This window comes from Mycolicibacillus trivialis, from assembly GCF_002102395.1.
In the GTDB taxonomy this organism is placed as follows: domain Bacteria; phylum Actinomycetota; class Actinomycetes; order Mycobacteriales; family Mycobacteriaceae; genus Mycobacterium; species Mycobacterium triviale.
The window spans coordinates 154,612-174,284 of sequence record NZ_LQPZ01000016.1 but is presented as its reverse complement, the minus strand read 5'-3'; the positions used below and the strand labels follow the sequence as shown (position 1 = coordinate 174,284).

The window sequence follows — 19,673 nt, the reverse complement described above, 5'->3', positions numbered from 1 at the left end:
AAGCTGCCGGTCATGGCCTTCTCCCGTTTTGTGACCGCTGTCGCTGTCGCCGCCCCGATCGTCGCGCTCACCGCGTGCAGCCCCGATCAGGAGCCGGCCGCCGGGCCGGGCACCACCCCCGCGGTGGTCACCCCGTCGTCGTCGGTGCCGCCGGCGGCCACCGCCGGTCTGGTGGCGCACCTGGCCACCGCGGACGGCACGCCGGTGGCCGACGCGACCTTCGACTTCACGAACGGCCCGAACGGGGCGGACGGGTACGCGACGATCACCGTGGAGACCACCGCCGACGGGGTGCTGGAGCCCGGCTTCCACCACATGCACATCCACGCGGTCGGCCAATGCGAGCCGGACTCGGTGGGTCCCGACGGCGGCGAGCCCGGCGATTTCCTGTCCGCCGGGCCGCACTACCAGTCACCCGGGCGCACCGCCGAGCCGCCCAGCGGGGATCTGCCCGCCCTGCTGGTGCGCGACAACGGCGCCGCACTGCTGGTGGTGGCCACCGATCTGGTCAACCGCGAGGAGCTGGTGGCCGGGCAGGGCACCTCGCTGATGCTGCACGGCGCCGAGGGCGCGGCCAACGCGCACGACCGGGTGGCGTGCGGGGTGATCGAGGAGCAGTAACCGACGAACGGAGGCCCGCCGTGAAGATCCGCCGCACACCCGAAGAGCGATTCGAGAACCTGGCGGGCTACCCGTTCGCGCCGCACTATCTGTCGGTGGCGGCCGCGGACGGCGGGCCGCTGCGGATGCACTACGTCGACGAGGGCCCGACCGACGGTCCAGCGATCGTGTTGCTGCACGGCGAGCCGACCTGGAGTTACCTCTACCGCACCATGATTCCGCCGCTGGCCGCGGCCGGATACCGGGTGCTGGCCCCGGATCTGATCGGCTTCGGCCGCTCGGACAAGCCGGCACGCATCGGCGACTACACCTATTTGCGCCATGTCGAGTGGGTGACCAGCTGGCTGCGGGAGCTGGATCTGCGCGAGGTCACCGTCGTCGGGCAGGACTGGGGGTCGCTGATCGGGTTGCGCATCGCCGCCGAGCAGGGCGACCGGGTCGGGAGGCTGGTGATCGCCAACGGCTTTCTGCCGACCGCGCAGCAGCGCACCCCGGCGGCGTTCTATGCCTGGCGGGCTTTCGCGCGCCTCTCCCCGGTGTTGCCGGCCGGGCGGCTGGTGGCGGTGGGCACCGTGCACCCGGTTGCGGCGGCGGTGCGGGCCGGCTACGACGCGCCGTTTCCGGGACGGGGGTATCAGGCCGGGGCACGGGCCATGCCGCGGTTGGTGCCGGTCTCGGCGGATGACCCGGCGATTCCGGCCAACCGGGCTGCGTGGGCGGCGTTGGGCCGTTGGGAGAAACCGTTTCTGGCGGTCTTCGGTGACCGGGACCCGATCCTCGGTCGCGCCGACCGGCCGTTGCTCGCCCACATCCCGGGGGCGGCCGGCCAGCCGCACGCCCGCATCACCGCCGGGCATTTCATTCAGGAGGACGCCGGGCCCGAACTCGCCCGGCGGATCATCGACTGGCGCCCGCGCTGAGCGATGAGGTGCCGCGGGGCGGGCCGCCGCAGCCAGGACCCACCGCCGGTGATCCCCCTCCGGAAGCGCCCCTCGTCGCTCCGGGGAGCCAGATCGCCGGCGGCGCCGAGTAGGTCCGGCGCGGCGGCCCGCGGCACTAGAGTTGCGGGGCCTGCCGTATCGCGCTGTCCTCGTGCCCCAGGGTTCGGCAGTAGCCCGACACCGCGTCGTGTGCAGCCGAGATCTGCACATCGGTGGCGTCGGCGGCCCCGCGCTCGTCGAGCATGGTGGTGATCGCCGCGGCCTGGTCGTGATCGTCCTGGGTCAGGAACGTGCGGCAGGTGGTGTCGCCGCCGTCGTTGACCGGGCCGGAGCAGCCGGTCAGTGCCAGCAACCCCGCCGCGACAACCAGGCCGGTGCGCGTCGCTGACATCGGCGGCGTCGCCCCGGGGTCAGCGTCGGCCGGTGACCAGCTTGACCAGGAACAGCAGCAGCGAAGCCCCGGCCAGTGCGGTCACGAAGGTCAGAATCCAGCCGAAGTCGGCGGTGGCGACGCCGGCTGCGCGCAGCAGGAAGCCGCCGAGCAGCCCGCCGATGACACCGACGACGATGTTGAGCACGATGCCCTGCTGGGCGTCGGTGCCCATGAACTTGCTGGCGATCCAACCGGCGAGACCACCGATGATGATCCAGGCGATCCAGCCGATCTTGTCGAAACCGCCGGCGTGCGAGTCGGCGAGATTGGTGACGACTTGAGTGACCATGTCCTCTGCTTCCTTTGGGTCGGTGACTGACGGACGGTGACGGTGACGGTGGCCGCACCCGCAGCGCTCGCCGCGGGTGCGGCCGGCGCCGGTTGGTTACTGCTCGGCCTGCTCGCGCGCCTCGTGGGCAGCGGCCTCGGCACGCGACTTCTCGGCCTCGGCCTCCTTGGCGGCGACGTCGCGCTGAGCGTCGGCCTTGTCCTGCTGCGCCTGCCCCTCGCGCTGCAGCGACTCGTTACCGACGACCTTGCCGGCGGCCTCCTTGACCTTGCCCTTGACGCCTTCGACGACGCCCTTCACGCCTGCTTCGAGACCGGTGTCCTTGTCGTTGTCGGCCATGCGATTCCTTTCCTGTCGCGAGGCGCCGCGGCGCCACGGTGTGCGGCGAGGCTTCTCTCGGCAACGCCTCGCGGTCACCGTAGCACTCGGGTGTTTATGCCGTAAACTATGACGTAAACACCGCTGGTGAGAGGTGGTTTGAGCCTACGGCAGATGAGCTAAGCTGACGGGCGGAATTGCCCGAAAACTTCCGCGGGCACAACCGTGGCGATGGGCCGCCGTAGTGCGGCAGGAGTGAGCAATGGGTGAAGCAGACGGCCCCGCCGACTCGGACCCGGGACCGGAGGGCCGGCGGCCGCGGTCGCTGAGCCGCGCCGAGATCCTCGAGACCGCGATCGCGCTGGTGGACCGCGACGGGCTGGAGCAGCTGACCATGCGCCGGCTGGGCGCGGCGTGCGGGGTGGAGGCGATGGCGCTGTACCGCCACGTCCACGGCCGTAACGACCTGCTCGGCGGGATCGTCGACCACGTCGTCGACCAGCTCTACGACGACCAGCTCGCCGCCCGCCGCCAGGAGGACGGCTGGCAGGACTTCCTGGTCCGGCTGGCCCACGGGGTGCGCGCCATCGCCATCGACCACCCCAACCTGTTCCCCACTCTGGCCACCCGGCCGCCGGAGGCGCCGTGGGTGCGCCCGCCGCTGCGCAGCCTGCGCTGGATGGAGACGTTCCTGGACACGCTGATCGGCTACGGGTTCTCCGACGCCGTCGCGGTGGCCGCCTACCGCAGCTACACCACGTTCCTGCTGGGCCATCTGCTGCTGGAGGTCTCCGCACGCGGCGCCTCGCTCAGCCCGGTCGAGGACGACCTGCCGGCCAAGCCGGCGCGAGATCTGTCCCGGTTCCCGCACCTGGCCCGGATGCAGGAGCAGCTCAGCGAGGACCACAGCGCGGACGAATTCGAGGAGGCGCTGGAGGCGCTGGTCGACCGGCTGGAGGGCATGGGGCCCGGGTAGCGGTTCGAGTGGCGCGGTCTGCAGCCACATCGGAGCGGGCCGGTACCGTTTTATCCATGGTTCGGCCACCGGTGAAACCCGCCTATCCACCAGGCCACACCGACACACCGACCGGTGCGCCCCCTGATCGGCCTACCGAAAGTGGCGGCGACCAGTTCAGCGGCACCCATGCCAACGTCCGCTGATGCGGGTCGATGACCGTGATATCAGGGTCACCGGTGACCTGCTGCAACCCCTGACCCGGCGCACCAGCGACCTACTGCGATTGGCCGGCGCGCTGCTGTTCCTCGGGGTCGTGATCGCCGGCTCGCTGGTCACCCGCCCCGAATGGGTCGCCCTGGAGAAATCGCTGTCCCAGGTGCTCGGCCCGCTCTCCCCCACCCAGGCCACCGTGGTGCACGTGACCTACGGGCTGGCGCTGCTGGCGCTGCCGTTCGCGATCCTCATCTCGTTGCTCGTCGCCGGCCAGCGCCGGTTGCTCGCGGCGTATGCGGCCGCGGCGCTGCTGGCGGCGCTGATCATGTCGGTCCACGGCACCAGCCTGCGGCCGCTGCGCTGGCGGTTCGACCTCGCCGATCAACCCGGCGCGGTGCTGGTGCAGTTCCTCGACGACTCCCGGTGGGTGGCGATGCTCGCCGCGGTGCTCACCGTGTCCGGGCCGTGGCTGCCGAACCGCTGGCGGCGCTGGTGGTGGGGCCTGTTGCTGGCGTTCGTGCCGGTGCACCTGGCGATCAACGCCGTCGTGCCGTCCCGGTCACTGCTGGCCCTGGCGGTGGGTTTCCTGGTCGGCGCGGTGGTGATCCTGGCCGTCGGTACACCGGCGCTGGAGGTGCCGCTGGCCGGGGCGGTCCGGGCCCTCGTCGGGCGCGGCTACCCGGTGTCGGCGTTGACAGTGCTACGCCCGGCCCGCCGCGGTGGGCTGCTGCTGCTGGCCACCGCCGCGCAGCACGACTCCTCGGCGCTGGTCGAGCTGTACGGACCGCATCAGCACAGCGGCGGTGTGCTGGAACAGATCTGGCACAAGCTGCGGCTCCAGCCCAGCGAGACCGCGCCGCTGCACGCCTCCATGCGCCGCATCATCGAGCACCGGGCGTTGATGTCGATCGCGATCGCCGACGTCGGGGTGTCCAACACCGCGACGATCGCGGCCGAGGCGCTCGACCGCGGCTGGACGCTGTACGCCTACCGTCCGGTGCGCGGCGCCCCGCTGGCCGAGTGCACCGACACCGTCGCGGTGGCCCGGGTGTGGGAGTCGCTGCACCGGCTGCACGACCAGCGCATCGCCCACGGGGATCTGCGCGCCACCAACATCACCGTGACCGGCGCCGAAGCCGGGCAGGGTTCCGTGCTGTTCGGTGGTTTCGCCAACGCCGAGTACGGCGCCAACGCCGCCCTGCTGGAGTCCGACATCGCCCAGCTGCTGGTGACGACCGCGGCGCTCTACGACACAGAGTCCGCGGTCACCGCGGCGATCGAGGTGTTCGGCGCCGAGACGCTGCTGAGCGCGTCGCGGCGCCTCACCCAGGCGGCGGTGCCGGCCCGGATCCGGCGCTCGGTGGAGGACGCCGGGGCGTTGATCGCCACCCTGCGTGCCGCGGTGATGCGCCACACCGGTACCGACCAGATCGAGGCGGCCACGATCAGCCGGTTCACCCGCGGCCAGGTCATCCAGCTGGTGCTGCTGGTCGCGTTGGTCTACGTGGCCTACCCGTTCATCAGCGCGGTGCCGACCTTCGCCTCCCAGTTGACCCGGGCGAACTGGTGGTGGGCGCTGGCGGGGTCGGCGGTGATGACCCTGACCTTCGCCGGGGCGGCCGCGGCGCTGTGGGCGTGCGCCGACGGGGCGGTGAGCTGGCGGCGGTTGACGCTGATGCAGGTGGGCAACACCTTCGCCGCCACCACCACCCCGGCCGGGCTGGGCGGGCTGGCGCTGTCCACCCGGTTCCTGCAGAAAAGTGGCCTCACCGCCGTGCGCGCCACCGCCGCCGTGACCCTGCAGCAGGTGGTGCAGGTGCTGGTCCACATGACGTTGCTGGTGGGGTTCATCGCGGCGGCAGGCACCTCGGCGCAGCTGATCAGCTTCGTTCCGGACGCCACCGTGCTCTACCTGCTCGCCGGTGCGGTGCTGGGCTTGATCGGCACCTGCGTGCTGGTGCCGCGACTGCGCCGCTGGCTGGGCACCGCGCTACAGCCCAAGCTCAAGGAGATGGCTGCCGATCTGCTCGCGGTGGCCCGCCAGCCGCGGCGGTTGGCCTTGATCGTGTTGGGTGATGCCACCACCACCCTGGGCTACGCGGTGGTGCTGTGGATGAGCATTCAGGCCTTCGGCGGCGGCGTCGGCTTCCTCACCGTGGCGATGGTGACGATGGTGGCCGAGACGCTGGCGTCGGCGGCGCCGACCCCCGGCGGGGTCGGGGCGGTGGAGGCGGCGATCATCGGGGCGTTGGCGGCCTTCGGCGTGCCGGCCGCGCTCGGGGTGCCCGCGACCCTGCTGTATCGGGTGCTGACTTGTTGGTTGCCGGTGTTCGCCGGCTGGCCGGTGATGCGCTGGCTCACCCGCAACGAACTGATCTGAGTCAGACCACCAGAGTCTGGGTGGCCAGCCCGGCGTCGCCGGCGGCATCGAACACGGTGGTGCGGGCCAGCGCACCCTGGCCCGGAGTGACCAGGGTGTGGGAGTCCAGCCCGATCCACTCCCCGACCGGGTCGCGGTGCAGGGTGGTCGCTACGTCGCAGTTGATCGCCGGGTACCGGTCCGGAGGCGCGCTCATGCTGATGCCGCTGCCGGAGTCGACGACCGCGAGCACCCGCTGCCACGGGGTCATCGCCTCACCGGCGATCAGCGCGGGTCGCGGGCGCGCCCAGGCCCGGGCCGGCCCGAACTCGGCGAAGCTTCCGGTCACGAAGCTCCAGTCGATCGCCGACAGGTAGCCGTCGGTGTGCATCCCGTGGGGAACAGGTACGTCACGTGGGGTGATCTCGTGCGGTGCGGTGGCGGCTCGGTTTTCGGCTTCGGTGGGGAAATCCTCGGCGGCGGCTTTGACCCGCCAGGCCCGCGCGATCGCCACTGTGCGGTCCTGGGCTTGAACGGTGGCCTGCAGCAACTCGACTCGTCTGCCGGTGCGCAGCGACTCCACGCCGATGTGCAGGCGCCCGACCGGCACCGGGGCGAGCAGGTCGATGCTGACCCGGGCCAGCCGGTGCCCGGCACGCGGGCGGTGGCGTTCCAGTTGGCGGGCCAGCAGCGCCGACGGCGGGCCGCCATGCTGGCTGTCCGGGCTCCACGGCCCGGCGGTCAGCGGGGAGCTGTCGAAAACCCCGTCGTCGATCTCGGTGTAAAACGCGCCGCCGTCCACAGGGGTCAGGCTACGGCGTTCTCGGGCACCTACGCTTGGTCACCATGGCGAACGAGGATCAGCAGCAGGCGTGGGCGAAGCAGGGCATCGACTGGGTGGAGCACGCGGCCATCTTCGAGGCGGTGCTGGCGCCGTTCGCCGATGCGGTCCTGGCGGCTGCGGATTTGGGACCCGGCAGCCGGGTGCTCGACATCGGTTGTGGCACTGGGGCTTTGTTGGAGCGGGCGGTCGCGCGGGGTGCCGAGGCGGTCGGGGTGGACATCTCCGAGCCGATGGTCGCGGCCGCGCAGCGCCGGGTTCCGGCGGCCACCGTGGCGCTCGGCGACGCCCAGACCCTCGATCTGCGGTCGCTCGGTTCCGGCGCGTTCGACCGGCTGGTGTCGCGGTTCGGGGTGATGTTCTTCGAAGATCCGGTGGCTGCGTTCGCCAACATCCGCGCCGCGGCCGCGCCCGGCGCCCGGCTGGCGTTCGTGTGCTGGCGCGAGGGTGACAACCCGATGTTCAGCGCCGGGGTCGACGTGCTGGCCTCCCGGCTGGAGGCACCGCCGCAGGCGCCCGAGCCCGGCGAGCCTGGCCCGCTGGCCTTCGGCAACGCCGACTACGTGCGGGAGGTGCTGACTTCCGCCGGCTGGGACGGGATCGTCGTCGAGGCCTTCGACGGAATCTGCGACTTCAGCTCGCCGGACAGCGACGGGGTTGAGGAGCGGCTGACGATGCTGCTGGCCAACCGGACCGGTCAGCAGGCTCGCACCGAGCTGGTCGAGCGGCTCGGCGAGGACGGCTGGGCCGAGGTGGTCGAGGAGCTGCGCGCCGAGTTGCGCCGCCACCGGGTGGACGGGGCGATGAAGTTTCCGGGGCGGACGTGGGTGGTGACGGGGGTTAATCCGTGCGGGTGAGAGGCTCGGATTCGACTAAAATCACCGATTAATCCACTTGACGCTTCCGGCGGCCGGGGGTGACACCTCGCGTAATCTGTCTATCACAATCAGCAACTAACGCGTTTTGCTGCCCTGCTCGATAGCGTTCGCAACTATCAGTGCAGCAGCCCGAGCATCGTCGTGTTCCCAAAACCGGAGGACGGTCCAGCCCTCGGCCTTGAGAGCGGCCGTCTGTAGACGGTCCCGTTCAGAATTGCCACTAAGCTTGGCTGACCAATAATCGATATTCACAGATGGCTCTCGACCATGCTCCGGGCAGCAGTGCCAAAAACATCCATCAACAAATACCGCAACCCGATGCTTCGTGAAGACAATATCTGGACGAATGAGCCTCCCACATGCACGGACAGGATAATCTTTCCGAAACCGGTGCCCATTTCGATGCAAGATCGACCGCAGCTCCACTTCCGGCTTCGTGTCACGCCGCCTGATGGCGGCCATATTTCGCGAGCGCCCAGGAGTCGGGAGATGTATGCCAAGATCCTGAACCGCCGGCGCGCCAACTCGGGTAGGTCTGCCCATGCCGATACGGTACTTCCACATGGTTTGACGGATCGGCCGACTGCGCTGTACTCTGCCAGTTAACCGAACATACGTTCGAGAAAATCGGAGGGTGTGGTGACGGGCCGGTTCAACTGTCTTGAGATCTGTGCCGGTGCGGGCGGGCAATCACTCGGCCTTGAGATGGCCGGGTTCGACCACGCGTTAGCTGTAGAGATTGACGCCGACGCATGCCAGACGCTCCGGATGAATCGGCCGTCGTGGGACGTCTATGAGGGTGATGTCCGCGAGATCGATGGCACTGCCTACCGAGATATCGACGTACTGGCTGGCGGAGTGCCTTGTCCCCCATTCTCGATCGCAGGCAAGCAACTCGGGGAAGCGGACGAGCGCGACCTCTTCCCCGAGGCTCTCCGCCTCATCGAGGAGGCACAACCGAGGGCGATCATGCTCGAGAACGTTCGCGGCCTATCCACCGCGAAGTTCGAAACGTACCGCGACTCGATCCGCTCCCGTTTGGAAGTCCTTGGGTACCGATCCGACTGGCGCGTACTGAACGCCAGTGAATTTGGTGTGCCCCAGCTACGGCCGCGCTTCATTCTGGTCGCGGCGAGGCCAGAATTCTTTAACCGGTTTAGGTGGCCGACCGCGCAGAAAACACCGCCGACCGTTGGAGAATCCTTGCATCATTTGATGGCGAGAGACGGATGGCCCGGAGCTGACGCGTGGGCGAGGCGCGCCGATTGCATCGGACCTACGATCGTCGGCGGCTCGCGTAAACACGGCGGGCCCGACCTTGGCCCGACCCGCGCTCGCGCTGCCTGGCTCAAGCTCGGGGTTGACGGCAAAGGTCTTGCGAACCAAGGCCCCGATGAATTCACACCTATCGGCCACACGCCACGCCTAACGTTGGAAATGGCAGCCGTGCTTCAGGGGTTTCCGCCGGAATGGCGTTTCCACGGCCGTAAGACCGCCGCATACCGACAGATTGGCAACGCCTTCCCCCCTCCAGTCGCTAAAGCTGTCGGCACAGCGCTCGCTAAGGCGCTTTCTGCACCGTCATCTACCAGAACAACTATCCGCAGCAAGCATTCGCCGACTATTCGCTCAGCTCGCCCTTCTCAAGCCCGGCAAGCTTCATGATCGCTGCTTTGGCAATATCCTGGTCGCCGGGCGCTAACATCCGGTAGCGGTCGTATACCTCTTCGGCGGCGTCACGAATATGCCTTCCAGCAATAGTCCACTCCGCTAATCGCAACCTGTCCGATTTGCCGAGCCTCCTCGCAGATGTTTCGATTTCTTCGGGCGTTTCAGGCCTCCGCGCTTCCGACCGAATAGGCTCGTTACACTCTGAACATTCGGTACGGAGATTTCGAATCTCGGCGCTTCCACCGTAATCATTAGAGAGAACATGACCCACAGTAAGAGCCACCGTCTTGTCAGGGTCGTCGACCCGAGGCTCCCCGCTTCTAGCTCCGCAAATGACACAAGCCCAGCCGTCGCGATCGAAGACCGCTCTCCGTTTAGCGCGGCTTACCGTAGACCTCTTTGGACGGTCGTATCCACACCCCGGATGCCAGCCGACCCTATCAACGCGGTATTGTTCAGGCTCCAAGCTGATATCATATTTTCGTGACGGGATAATCCAACCGTCCTTGTCGCGAAGTTGTCGCAACCGTCGCTGAAAATGCTCATCTGCGTTAGGCGCATCAGGTTCACCTAACGCAGATCTAGCTTCCTTCGTGGTAAATGTCTCGCCAATCTTCTTATTGTACTTTAGCCAGGCCGCCAATTTCCTCTCGACGCCGTAACGGACATTCGTTCCGGGCGCAAAGTCTAACTCCCACCAAAGAACACCGTTCGGCGCATACGCTTCTGGCGGATAGCGCATTGGCTGATTCCTTCCCTTCTAATCCCGTTCAACGAGTCGATAGTATCAACACTACTAATCTTCTAGTGCTCAATGCGAAAAATAAGCTCAAGGCTTCGACTAGCAGCTGACGAACCTTTTTGTTTGCCAGGAGTGGTTTCTGTTGTTAGCATCATCATGCACGCGGTCGGTTGAACAGCAAATGATTACCAACATGACGGGCTGCATTAAGCCAGCGCGTCGGCGCTGTGTTCGATAGCCACGGACCACGCAACCACGTCTCGGTCGGCGGTGACGTGGCGGGCGGTGCAGTAGAGGCCATCTGGCCTTTGACCAGCTTGCTCTAAACGACGCGCCAGGGGCTAACTAAATCTCGCTCACGGGGAGGGCGCGGATGCCGTTGATCGCCCGACTCAGGCTATTGCTGTTTTCGGCCGCTGCCGTAACGTCCCATCTGGTCGTCGCGAACTGATTGATTCTGCTGACGTAGAGCGCGCCAGTCTCGCCAGTTGAGCGGACCATATCCTCCCGGACCGCCCGCAAGGTCGAGCCTTCACACAGTCGAAGGACTTCGCGTTTCGCGTGCGGCAGACTTTCTGGATCTGTGGGAATGCGGCCGACGCGCACCCCAAAGAAATCCGAAAATCCTTCGCGATCCGCCAACAGCCAAGCCTCCGTCATCGAATGTGCGATTCGCAAACAAAAATTCGAGTTCCACGCGGAGACCCTCGTCGTGAGTTCTCCCCGTAGCATAGCTGGGCATTTTCCGTCTGAGTCTCGAAAGACTACCCAGGGGAAGCGCCGCGCAGCTTCATTGTATTTGGGAATCTTAGGATCGAGTTGACTCTTCCCACCCGTGACAACCACCTTGCCCACCGTGCGACCCGCAGCGTCTACAACCGCCCTCGCAGGGCCTCGATCAGACTCGCCTTCCACCACCACGTTGATCACGAGCGCTTCCCATGCCCCACCGCGATAAGCCCACTAAGGTCCTGCGGAGAGATCAGTCCATCAATGATCTCCGAAGTCGGCAACTCCGCCGCAAGCTCGTCGGCAACCTCGTCAATTTCAGACAGCAGCCTCGCCATAGTTCCATCACCCGTTACCTGCAATACCAACACCTCAGTTGGAACGACGCCTTCGTCGTCCAGCAGCTCCGGGGCATGGGTCGACAACAGGACCTGCATTGGCCGGTTACGCTGTGCGGTGGAAAGCACGGTTGGCAAGGTACGGATAATGGCCGCATTCAACGACAGCTCTGGTTCTTCCAGCAATAAGACCCCACCATTCGTCGGCGCACTCACCAATGTCCAGAGCAGACCAATCAGGCGCAGAGTTCCATCAGAGAAGTCAGCCTCGCTCTGACGCGCCGGTGTCTCACGCCAGTTCCGGTATCCAGCGACCAGGTGAGGACGCCCGGCCGAATCTACTTCTAGCCTCAGTGACTCAAACTCCGGCACAGCTGCACGTAACGCATTCTCCATACGGCGAAGCCATGCGTCTTTTGTACGAGTAGCGACCGCATTCATCTGGGCGATAAAGTCGCCGCCGTACGGGTCGGAAGGAGTGCTGCCAAGACGAGACGGGTCACGAATCAACTGCGGGACGAGGTGAAAATAACGCGCCTTCGCAAAATACTCGGCCAGCGGCCTAAAATCTTGATTCGCTGAGATCTGTTCGAGGTGAGTCTGCGTGAGCCGCTCAGGATCGGCCTGGTCTTGTGCATCGGGACGCTGCAACACAATTTCACCATTCTTTTCCACGCGTTCCTCATCGACTATCGGACGGTTCAATCCCTTAGCTTCTCCTCGCACGGAGAGGTAGTAGCACCAGACATCGTCGCGGTCGTGAAGCCGAATGTCGATAATCAGCCGACCCTTCTGGTGGTAGCGTGTAAAAAGGCTACGTACCTTGGAAAGGCCGCCGCGTCTGTCGATCGCAGCTGCAAGTCCACCGCCTTTTCCTGCCACCTCAGCCATGAAGCGGAACAGGTCAAGAAGATTCGACTTACCAGACGCATTTGGCCCGACAATGAACAATCTCTCCCCAAGGGGAAAATCTAACAACTTGAAGTTGCGCCAGTTACTGGCACGCACATGCGTGATCCGCATCAGTGGGCCTCACTTCCTTTCACATCCGGGCTATCAATTATTCGACCGCCGTCCACCTCGCGGGCTTGTTCAGTGAGGTCCGAACTTGATATGCGCTGTCGAGACCGCAAGACATCCGGCAACATCGCGCTCTGTGTGGTTTCCGACGAAGACGATGCGGGCTGAAGCAGGTCCTCGATTAGTCGGCCGGCGGGCCTCCGCCTCGTCGTGCTTGCAAGAAGTAAGTCGAGGAGACGACGAGCGGTCCGCGTATCAAGGGGCGCGGCAGGGGAAGGACCACGCGTGGCGCAACGTGTTGGACATCGGGACTACCTCCGTTCGGGCTATTTACGAAATCGACAGGATAGTTCTGGCATCAGATATTTCCGCCTGCTTGATACGCCAGCCGCTAGTCAGGAGGCGGTGGTGCATCAGCGAATTCTACGCCGCCGCTCCGAGCCCATTGGTCGACCTCGTTTGTTTGAAACTTCCTGACACGACCAACCGTGTAGGCAGACACTCTTTATTCCGCAGTCATGTCTGCCCAGTTTGACGATAGCCGAAGTTGGCGTCTGTTTTGCAGGCTTGGCAGTAACGCCGCAGCCGACGGCATCATGGCCGGCACCCTGCCCTGGCCGCACCGCGACCCCTTCGACCGGATGCTGCACCACCCACCCCACCGCCGCATCTCGAATATGCTCGACAGATCGGGGGGAGGCGTCCAGAACCGCGTCGTCGACCCAACCGATCGGCGCGCCATCGAGCGCGCCGCAGCAAACGCCGGGGCCCTCGGAGCGCCGGGCCGGCCGCGACGTCGAAAAGCACGCCGACCGGCATGTTGAGCAGGCTTCCGTAAGGAGTGAGGCAATGGCAGTCCCGGGTGTGACCACGCTCGTCGGCGGGATCACCGGCGGCGCGGCGCAGTTGCTGCGGGCCGGCGTCACCGGCGCCGCCGAAAGCACCGCCTGGCTGCGTGACAGTGCCACCGACACGGTGCAGACGATCCTCGGCCCGGTCATCGAGTCGGTGAACCAGACCGCCGGCCAATTCCTCGGTGACACCCGGTCCGGCTCGGCGCTGCCGGTGCGCTGGCGCAGCGGACACCGGGTGCACCTGGATCTGGAACCGCTGCTGCCGTTCTCCCGCTGGCACGAGCACGCCGACACCGTCGAGACACCGGTGCGCGCCATCCCCGGGGTGAGCAGCGCCCACGTCGAGAGCGGACTGGGCCGGCTGGTGATCGACATCGCCCCCGACGCCGACGTCGACCGGGTGCTGGCTGCGGTGCGTGACACCGTCACCGCGGCGGCCGAGACGGTGGGGCGGCGCACCGCGCAGTCCACCCCGCGCACCGTGCCGTTCGCCGACCCGGGCAACCCGCTGGCGCTGGTGGTGCCGCTGACCGCCGCCGCCATGGACGTGGCGGCCATCGGTGCGGCGGTGACCGGCTGGTTCGGCCGGCTGCCGATGGCACCGCTGGCCGCCCGGGGCGCCGCCGCCGTGGCCAGCAATCAGCCGCGGATCGTGTCGATGCTGGAGTCGCGGCTGGGCCGGGTCGGCACCGACCTGGCGTTGGCCGCCTCCACCGCCGTCGCCCACGGGCTCACCCAGGCGGTGGGCACCCCACTGGTCGACCTGGCCCAGCGCGGCCTGCAGATCTCCGAGGCGGCCGCGCATCGGCGCCGCTGGCAACAGCGGGAGCCGGCGCTGGCGTCACCACGACGCCCACAGGCCGCGGTGGTGCCGATCATCTCCTCGGCCGGCGCCGGGTCACAGACCCCACGGCACCAGTCGGCGGCCACCGCCGTCGGCGAGGCCTCCCACGTGGTGGTCGACGGCGCCATCGACTCGGCGATCGACACCGCCAAGGGTTCGATGTCCGGGCCGGTGGAGTCCTACGCCGACCAGGCCGCCAACGCCTCGCTGGTCGCCGCCGCGGGTGCGTTGCTGGCCGGCGGCGGCGCCGACGAGGCGGCCGGCGCGGTCCTGGCCGGCGTGCCCAAGGGCGCCTATCTGGGCCGGCAGGCGTTCGGCGCGGTGCTCGGCCGCGGCCTGGCCGAGACCGGCCAGATGGTTCTCGACCCCGGTGCGCTGCGCCGGATGGACCGGGTGAAGGTGATCGTGATCGACGGGGCGGCGCTGCGTGGCGATGCCCGCGCGGTGCTGCACGCCCGCGGCGAGCTGCCCGGCTGGGACGAGGACCGGGTCTATGAGGTGGCCGACGCCCTGCTGCACGGTGAGCAGGCCCCCGACCCCGACCCCGACGAACTGCCGGCCACCGGCGCCCGGTTGCGCTGGGTGCGCGCCGAACCGTCGGCGGCGCCGGTGCAGGGGCTGGAACGCGCCGACCTGGTCGTCGACGGTGAGGTCGTCGGCCGGGTCAAGGTCGGCTGGGAGGTCGACCCGTTCGCGGTGCCGCTGCTGCAGACCGCGCACCGCAGCGGGGCGCGGGTGGTGCTGCGCCATGTCGCCGGGACCCAGGATCTGACCGGCAGCGTCGCCGCCAGCCACCCGCCCGGCACCCCGCTGTTGAAGCTGGTGCGCGAGTTGCGTGCCGACCGCGGGCCGGTGCTGCTGATCACCGCCCTGCACCGCGATTTCGCCTCCACCGACACCCTGGCCGCGCTGGCCATCGCCGACGTCGGGGTGGCACTCGACGACCCGCAGGCGGCCACCCCGTGGAGCGCGGACATCATCACCGGCACCGATCTGGCGGCCGCGGTGCGGATCCTGTCGGCGCTGCCGGTGGCCCGCTACGCCAGCGAAGCCGCGGTCCGGCTCGCTCAGGGCGGCAGCACGCTGGCGGGTCTGCTGCTGATGGCCGGCGACTCCCGCGGCACCCCCGGCCCGTTGGCGGTGCGCCGCTGGCTCGACCCGGTCAACGCCGCCGGCGCGACCGCCCTGCTGGTCGGTTCGCTGTCGGCGCGCAAGGTGCTGCGCCAACCCGACCCCACCCCGCAGCCGCTGACCGCCTGGCACGCCCTGGATCCCGAGATCGTCTACTCCCGGTTGACCGGTTCCGCGCGGCCGCTGGACGTCGAGGTCGGCGCGCCGGGCTGGCGTCGCGCCCTGGAGGACTTCGTCGACCACCCGGCGCTGGCGCCGCTGCGCGGCCCGGCCGGGCGGGCCGGGCGGCTGCTGGCGGCCACCCGCGAGGAACTCGCCGATCCGCTGACCCCGATCCTGGCCGTCGGCGCGGCCGCCTCGGCGATCGTCGGCAGCAACATCGACGCGCTGCTGGTCGCCGGGGTGATGGCGGTCAACGCGCTGGTCGGCGGGGGTCAACGGCTGCGCGCCGAGGCGGCGGTCGCCGACCTCTTCGCCGAGCAGGACACCCCGGCACGCCGGGTGGTGCTGCCGCCGGTCGCCACCACGAAGCGTCGGCTGGACGCGGCCCGCACCGGGCGGCGCACGGTCACCGTGTCGGCGAAGGCCCTGCGGGTCGGCGACGTCATCGACCTGGCCGCCCCCGACGTGGTGCCCGCCGATGCGCGGCTGCTGATCGCCGAGGACCTCGAGGTCGATGAATCCTCGCTGACCGGCGAGTCGGTGCCGGTGGACAAGCAGGTCGACGCGGTCGCGGTCGGCGACCCGGAGCGGGCCAGCATGCTGTTCGAGGGCTCCACCATCGTCGCGGGGCACGCCCGGGCGATCGTGGTGGCCACCGGCGCGGGCACCGCTGCGCGCCGGGCGATCTCGGCGATCGCCGACGTGGACACCGCCGCCGGGGTGCAGGCCCGGCTCCGCGAGCTGACCACCAAGGTGCTGCCGCTGACGCTGGCCGGCGGTGCCGCGGTGACCGGTCTGGCGCTGCTGCACCGCGGCCCGCTGCGCCAGGCGGTCGCCGACGGGGTGGCGATCGCGGTGGCCGCGGTCCCCGAGGGGCTGCCGCTGGTCGCGACCATGGCCCAGCTGGCCGCCGCCCAGCGACTCTCCCGGCACGGGGTGCTGGTGCGCACCCCGCGAGCGGTGGAGGCGCTGGGCCGCATCGAGACGGTGTGTTTCGACAAGACCGGCACGCTGACCGAGAACCGGCTGAAGGTGGTGCGCAGCGTGACCCCGACCGCCGCGCCGGAAGACACCGACGAGTGGGACAGCCGCACACTGCAGGCCGCGGCGCGCGCCTGCACCCAGCCGCGCGACGGCCAGGGCCACGCCCACGCCACCGACGAGGCGATCCTCACCGCCGCGGCCGACCTGGCCGACGCCGGCACCGACGCCGATGCCGACTGGACGGTGCTGGCCGAGGTGCCGTTCGAATCCAACCGCGGCTACGCCGCCACGATCGGGCGCACCGGCACCGAAGCCCCGATGCTGATGGTCAAGGGCGCCCCCGAAGTCGTGCTGCCCCGCTGCCGGTTCGCCGACCCCGACGCCGACTACGCCCGCGCCGAAACGCTGGTGTCCGGCCTGGCCGAGCAGGGCCTGCGGGTGCTGGCGGTCGCCCGGCACGGCTGGGACGGACCGACCGAGGAGTCCGACACCGACGCCGACGCGGTCGACGCGGTCGCCCGGGACCTGGAGCTGATCGGTTTCGTCGGGCTGGCCGACACCCTGCGGCCCTCGGCGCGCCCACTCATCGAGGCCCTGGTTGAGGCGAACCACAAGGTCGTGCTGATCACCGGCGACCACCCGGTCACCGCCCGCGCCATCGCCCGGCAACTGGGCATCCCACCCGACGCCGCGGAGGTCACCGGGGCCGAGCTGGCCGTGCTCGACGAGGAGGGCTTCACCAAGCTCGCGGCCGGCGCGCAGGTCTTCGCCCGGGTCAGCCCCGAGCAGAAGGTGCAGATCGTCGCCGCGTTGCAACGCAGCGGTCAGGTGACCGCGATGGTCGGCGACGGCGCCAACGACGCCGCCGCGATCCGGATGGCCGACGTGGGTGTCGGGGTCAGCGGTCGCGGCTCCTCAGCCGCGCGGGGCGCCGCCGACATCGTGTTGACCGAAGACGATCTCGGGGTGCTGCTCGACGCGCTGGTGGAGGGCCGCGGCATGTGGACCGGTGTGCGCGACGCGGTCTCCATCCTGGTCGGCGGCAACGTCGGCGAAGTCTTGTTCACGGTCATCGGGACCGCACTGGGCTCCGGCCGGTCCCCGGTCGGCACCCGCCAACTGCTGCTGGTCAACCTGCTCACCGACATGTTCCCCGCGCTCGCGGTCGCGGTCACCCCGCAGTACCCGCAACCCGATGAGCCCACCGACGGTCAGGCCGAGGTCGACCCCGAGGACGAGGCGGCCGAGTGGGCGAACCAGCGGGCGATCCTGTCCGCACCGCCCCCGACGCTGGACACCTCGCTGATGCGCCACATCGTCATCCGCGGCGCGGTCACCGCCGCCGGCGCCACCGGCGCCTGGGCGATCGGACGCTGGACACCGGGCACCCAGCGTCGCACCGCGACAATGGGATTGACCGCACTGGTGGGCACCCAGCTGGTGCAGACGCTGCTGACCCGCCGGCACAGCCCGCTGGTGGTGGCCACCGCGCTGGGCAGCGCGGTGGTGCTGATCGGCATCGTGCAGACCCCCGGGATCAGCCAGTTCTTCGGCTGCACGCCACTGGGCCCGGTCGCCTGGACCGGGGTGGCGGCGGCCACCGGGACGGCCACGGCTCTCTCGGTGCTGGCACCCGCGGTCGTGGCGCGGACAGTCGGGGTGAGCGAGTCCGACGACGAAACCGACGACACCTCTCTGGACCAGGCCGGTGCCGACATCGGTGAAGCCGAGTACGCCGGGACCGACTGACCGCGGCCCGGCCCCCACGCCCGGGCTCGGCTATCTCACCACCCGGTCACGCCGACATCTACCGGCGAGTGACCCGGGTGCGGCATGCGGCGATTCCGCTCGCTGATCACGGCTAGCGGACAGCGCGACCGCACCGTCAGCGCGGATCCGACGGTGGGGAACAACGCACGCCGCAAGCTCGACCGGTGCCGCGAGCCGACGACGACCAGTTCAGCGTCACGGGACGACTCGGTCAAAGCGTCGACCGGTTCGGTGAAGACGAGCTTGACGGTGACCTCCGGTGGCCCGTCGCGCCGGGCGCTGTCACCGGCGACGTCCACGGCATCATCGATGATGTGTTGCACGCGCCGGTGCGGCAGTTCGTGATTTCCGAGAACCAGTTTGCGCTCGGCGAGCCGTGTCAGTCGGGTCGATGCCGCGTGCACCAACGTCAGCGGCAGATCGCGCCGTTCGGCTTCGCGGCTGGCCCAGCGGACCGCCACGCGTGACGCTGCCGATCCGTTGATGCCGACCACGATCCCGGCTCCTGCGCTCATGGCACAGTGGTAGCCATTCCGCCCTGAACCGAAACGGCTTCTCGCGTTTCGGTTACGTCTCGACTGTTGGGCACCGAACTACACCGGCTGGATCTGCCCCTCGCGCTCGCCGTTCTGGCCGGCGCCATGCGGCTGATCCCGCGCCGCGAAACAGCACCCGGCAAGATGACCGAATGTCCTACCGCTACCCCGAGCTGACCGACATCATCGCCACCTTGCACGTCGAGCGGCGCACCGAACACCACTTCCGCGCCGTCCAGCTGGACAACCCGGCCCACCACATCGTCGGCGGGCACATCGCCGGGCAGGCGCTGATGGCCGCGGCGCTCACCGCCCCGGGCCGCACCCCGCACAGCGCGCACACCTACTACGTGCGCGCCGGCGACGCCCGGCGGCCGGTCGATCTGCACGTGGCGGTCATCCGCGACGGCGGAACCCTGGCCACCCGTCAGGTCACCGCGCATCAGGACGACCAGATCCTGCTGGAGACCCTCGCCTCGTTCACCGCCGCGGTCGAGGCTCCCGACTACCACCAGCCGCTGCCCGAGGTGCCCGACCCGGACGCCCTCCCACCGATGCAGGACCAGCTTTCCGGTTATGCCGGGGAGCTCGACGGGCTGTGGGTGCGCGAGCGTCCGTTCGAGCTGCGCTACATCGACGCCCCGCCGCGGCTGGCCCAGGATCTGACCGACGCGCCGGCGCGCACCCGGCTGTGGTGGAAGCCGGCCGGCCCGGTGCCCGACGACCCGGTGCTGCACAGTTGTCTGTTGACCTATCTGACCGGCACCACGATGGTCGAGGCGGCTCTGACCCAGCGCCGCGCCACCCAGGTCAGCGTCTTCAACGCGCTCATCGACCACGCGCTGTGGTTCCAGCGGCCGGTGGACCTGTCCGACTGGGTGCTCTCCGACCAGGTCTCCCCCAGCGGGGTCGGCGGCCGTGGCCTGGCCAGCGCGACCATGTACAACCGCTCCGGTGCGCTGGTCTGCACCGCGACCCAGGAGCTGTACTTCGGCCGCGGCTGAGATCGTGTGTTCGGTCACATCTGACCGGCCGGGTCGA

The 19,673-nt window shown here is 68.8% G+C and carries 17 protein-coding genes; 8 read left to right on the top strand and 9 right to left on the bottom strand.

Translation table 11 applies throughout. From position 1 onward, the window contains the following. Positions 1-12 precede the first annotated feature (12 nt). Positions 13-621, top strand: a complete 609-nt coding sequence (locus AWC30_RS06950) for a superoxide dismutase family protein (RefSeq protein ID WP_085109462.1) — start codon at positions 13-15, stop codon at positions 619-621. Between the two features lie 20 nt (positions 622-641). After that, complete coding sequence (locus AWC30_RS06945) at positions 642-1,541, top strand: haloalkane dehalogenase (protein WP_085109461.1); 900 nt, start codon at positions 642-644, stop codon at positions 1,539-1,541. Positions 1,542-1,677: 136 nt separating this feature from the next. On the opposite strand, the gene AWC30_RS06940 is transcribed toward AWC30_RS06945, so the two are convergent. From AWC30_RS06940 to mbp1, 3 genes are all read right to left on the bottom strand, one after another. Continuing rightward, positions 1,678-1,953 (bottom strand): hypothetical protein, encoded by a 276-nt coding sequence (locus tag AWC30_RS06940; protein ID WP_085109460.1) that lies wholly within the window; start codon positions 1,951-1,953, stop codon positions 1,678-1,680. 19 nt (positions 1,954-1,972) lie between these two features. Continuing rightward, positions 1,973-2,284 (bottom strand): GlsB/YeaQ/YmgE family stress response membrane protein, encoded by a 312-nt coding sequence (locus tag AWC30_RS06935; protein ID WP_085109459.1) that lies wholly within the window; start codon positions 2,282-2,284, stop codon positions 1,973-1,975. Positions 2,285-2,380: 96 nt separating this feature from the next. Then, positions 2,381-2,623 (bottom strand): microaggregate-binding protein 1, encoded by a 243-nt coding sequence (mbp1, locus tag AWC30_RS06930; protein WP_085109458.1) that lies wholly within the window; start codon positions 2,621-2,623, stop codon positions 2,381-2,383. Between the two features lie 241 nt (positions 2,624-2,864). On the opposite strand from mbp1, the gene AWC30_RS06925 reads away from it, so the two are divergent. Continuing rightward, positions 2,865-3,578 carry a TetR/AcrR family transcriptional regulator gene (locus AWC30_RS06925; RefSeq protein ID WP_085109457.1) on the top strand — a complete coding sequence of 238 codons (714 nt, stop codon included), beginning with the start codon at positions 2,865-2,867 and terminating at the stop codon, positions 3,576-3,578. Between the two features lie 184 nt (positions 3,579-3,762). Further along, entirely contained in the window at positions 3,763-6,153 is a 2,391-nt protein-coding gene (locus tag AWC30_RS06920) for a lysylphosphatidylglycerol synthase transmembrane domain-containing protein (protein ID WP_085109456.1), read from the top strand. Position 6,154: 1 nt separating this feature from the next. Here the strand turns inward: AWC30_RS06920 and AWC30_RS06915 are convergent, their stop codons facing one another. Further along, complete coding sequence (locus tag AWC30_RS06915; protein WP_085109455.1) at positions 6,155-6,934, bottom strand: thioesterase family protein; 780 nt, start codon at positions 6,932-6,934, stop codon at positions 6,155-6,157. 44 nt (positions 6,935-6,978) lie between these two features. Here AWC30_RS06915 and AWC30_RS06910 point away from each other — a divergent pair, with 44 nt between their 5' ends. Beyond that, positions 6,979-7,830: a class I SAM-dependent methyltransferase gene (locus AWC30_RS06910; protein WP_085109454.1), complete on the top strand. Its 852-nt coding sequence runs from the start codon at positions 6,979-6,981 to the stop codon at positions 7,828-7,830. Positions 7,831-7,926: 96 nt separating this feature from the next. On the opposite strand, the gene AWC30_RS06905 is transcribed toward AWC30_RS06910, so the two are convergent. Then, positions 7,927-8,394 (bottom strand): very short patch repair endonuclease, encoded by a 468-nt coding sequence (locus tag AWC30_RS06905; RefSeq protein WP_264000464.1) that lies wholly within the window; start codon positions 8,392-8,394, stop codon positions 7,927-7,929. 162 nt (positions 8,395-8,556) lie between these two features. On the opposite strand from AWC30_RS06905, the gene AWC30_RS06900 reads away from it, so the two are divergent. Beyond that, positions 8,557-9,516 (top strand): DNA cytosine methyltransferase, encoded by a 960-nt coding sequence (locus tag AWC30_RS06900; protein WP_234807977.1) that lies wholly within the window; start codon positions 8,557-8,559, stop codon positions 9,514-9,516. Here AWC30_RS06900 and AWC30_RS17575 read toward each other — a convergent pair. From AWC30_RS17575 to AWC30_RS06890, 3 genes are all read right to left on the bottom strand, one after another. Next, positions 9,473-10,264, bottom strand: a complete 792-nt coding sequence (locus tag AWC30_RS17575; RefSeq protein ID WP_133053669.1) for an HNH endonuclease — start codon at positions 10,262-10,264, stop codon at positions 9,473-9,475. The two genes, AWC30_RS06900 and AWC30_RS17575, sit on opposite strands and share 44 nt — an antisense overlap. 345 nt (positions 10,265-10,609) lie before the next feature. Next, positions 10,610-10,906, bottom strand: coding sequence for a hypothetical protein (locus AWC30_RS17905; RefSeq protein WP_207568403.1), 297 nt, complete (start codon positions 10,904-10,906; stop codon positions 10,610-10,612). Positions 10,907-11,190: 284 nt separating this feature from the next. Beyond that, positions 11,191-12,354 carry an AAA family ATPase gene (locus AWC30_RS06890; RefSeq protein ID WP_085109451.1) on the bottom strand — a complete coding sequence of 388 codons (1,164 nt, stop codon included), beginning with the start codon at positions 12,352-12,354 and terminating at the stop codon, positions 11,191-11,193. 846 nt (positions 12,355-13,200) lie between these two features. Between AWC30_RS06890 and AWC30_RS06885 the strand changes: the two genes are divergently transcribed. Continuing rightward, positions 13,201-18,075: a cation-translocating P-type ATPase gene (locus AWC30_RS06885; RefSeq protein WP_085109450.1), complete on the top strand. Its 4,875-nt coding sequence runs from the start codon at positions 13,201-13,203 to the stop codon at positions 18,073-18,075. A 35-nt stretch (positions 18,076-18,110) separates the two neighbouring features. Here AWC30_RS06885 and AWC30_RS06880 read toward each other — a convergent pair whose 3' ends face one another. Beyond that, a complete protein-coding gene (locus AWC30_RS06880) occupies positions 18,111-18,590 on the bottom strand; it encodes a universal stress protein (RefSeq protein ID WP_165756452.1) in 480 nt (159 codons plus the stop codon). Positions 18,591-18,784: 194 nt separating this feature from the next. Between AWC30_RS06880 and AWC30_RS06875 the strand changes: the two genes are divergently transcribed. Continuing rightward, positions 18,785-19,636 carry an acyl-CoA thioesterase gene (locus tag AWC30_RS06875; protein WP_085109448.1) on the top strand — a complete coding sequence of 284 codons (852 nt, stop codon included), beginning with the start codon at positions 18,785-18,787 and terminating at the stop codon, positions 19,634-19,636. Positions 19,637-19,673: the final 37 nt, after the last annotated feature.

Bases quoted from the DNA above. Each gene is read 5' to 3' on its own strand.
- AWC30_RS06890 (WP_085109451.1), bottom strand. From the start codon at position 12,354: ATGCGGATCACGCATGTGCGTGCCAGTAACTGGCGCAACTTCAAGTTG.
- AWC30_RS17575 (WP_133053669.1), bottom strand. From the start codon at position 10,264: ATGCGCTATCCGCCAGAAGCGTATGCGCCGAACGGTGTTCTTTGGTGG.
- mbp1 (WP_085109458.1), bottom strand. From the start codon at position 2,623: ATGGCCGACAACGACAAGGACACCGGTCTCGAAGCAGGCGTGAAGGGC.
- AWC30_RS06935 (WP_085109459.1), bottom strand. From the start codon at position 2,284: ATGGTCACTCAAGTCGTCACCAATCTCGCCGACTCGCACGCCGGCGGT.
- AWC30_RS06950 (WP_085109462.1), top strand. From the start codon at position 13: ATGGCCTTCTCCCGTTTTGTGACCGCTGTCGCTGTCGCCGCCCCGATC.
- AWC30_RS06905 (WP_264000464.1), bottom strand. From the start codon at position 8,394: ATGGGCAGACCTACCCGAGTTGGCGCGCCGGCGGTTCAGGATCTTGGC.
- AWC30_RS06920 (WP_085109456.1), top strand. From the start codon at position 3,763: ATGCGGGTCGATGACCGTGATATCAGGGTCACCGGTGACCTGCTGCAA.
- AWC30_RS06885 (WP_085109450.1), top strand. From the start codon at position 13,201: ATGGCAGTCCCGGGTGTGACCACGCTCGTCGGCGGGATCACCGGCGGC.
- AWC30_RS06940 (WP_085109460.1), bottom strand. From the start codon at position 1,953: ATGTCAGCGACGCGCACCGGCCTGGTTGTCGCGGCGGGGTTGCTGGCA.
- AWC30_RS06925 (WP_085109457.1), top strand. From the start codon at position 2,865: ATGGGTGAAGCAGACGGCCCCGCCGACTCGGACCCGGGACCGGAGGGC.
- AWC30_RS06875 (WP_085109448.1), top strand. From the start codon at position 18,785: ATGTCCTACCGCTACCCCGAGCTGACCGACATCATCGCCACCTTGCAC.
- AWC30_RS06900 (WP_234807977.1), top strand. From the start codon at position 8,557: ATGGCCGGGTTCGACCACGCGTTAGCTGTAGAGATTGACGCCGACGCA.
- AWC30_RS06910 (WP_085109454.1), top strand. From the start codon at position 6,979: ATGGCGAACGAGGATCAGCAGCAGGCGTGGGCGAAGCAGGGCATCGAC.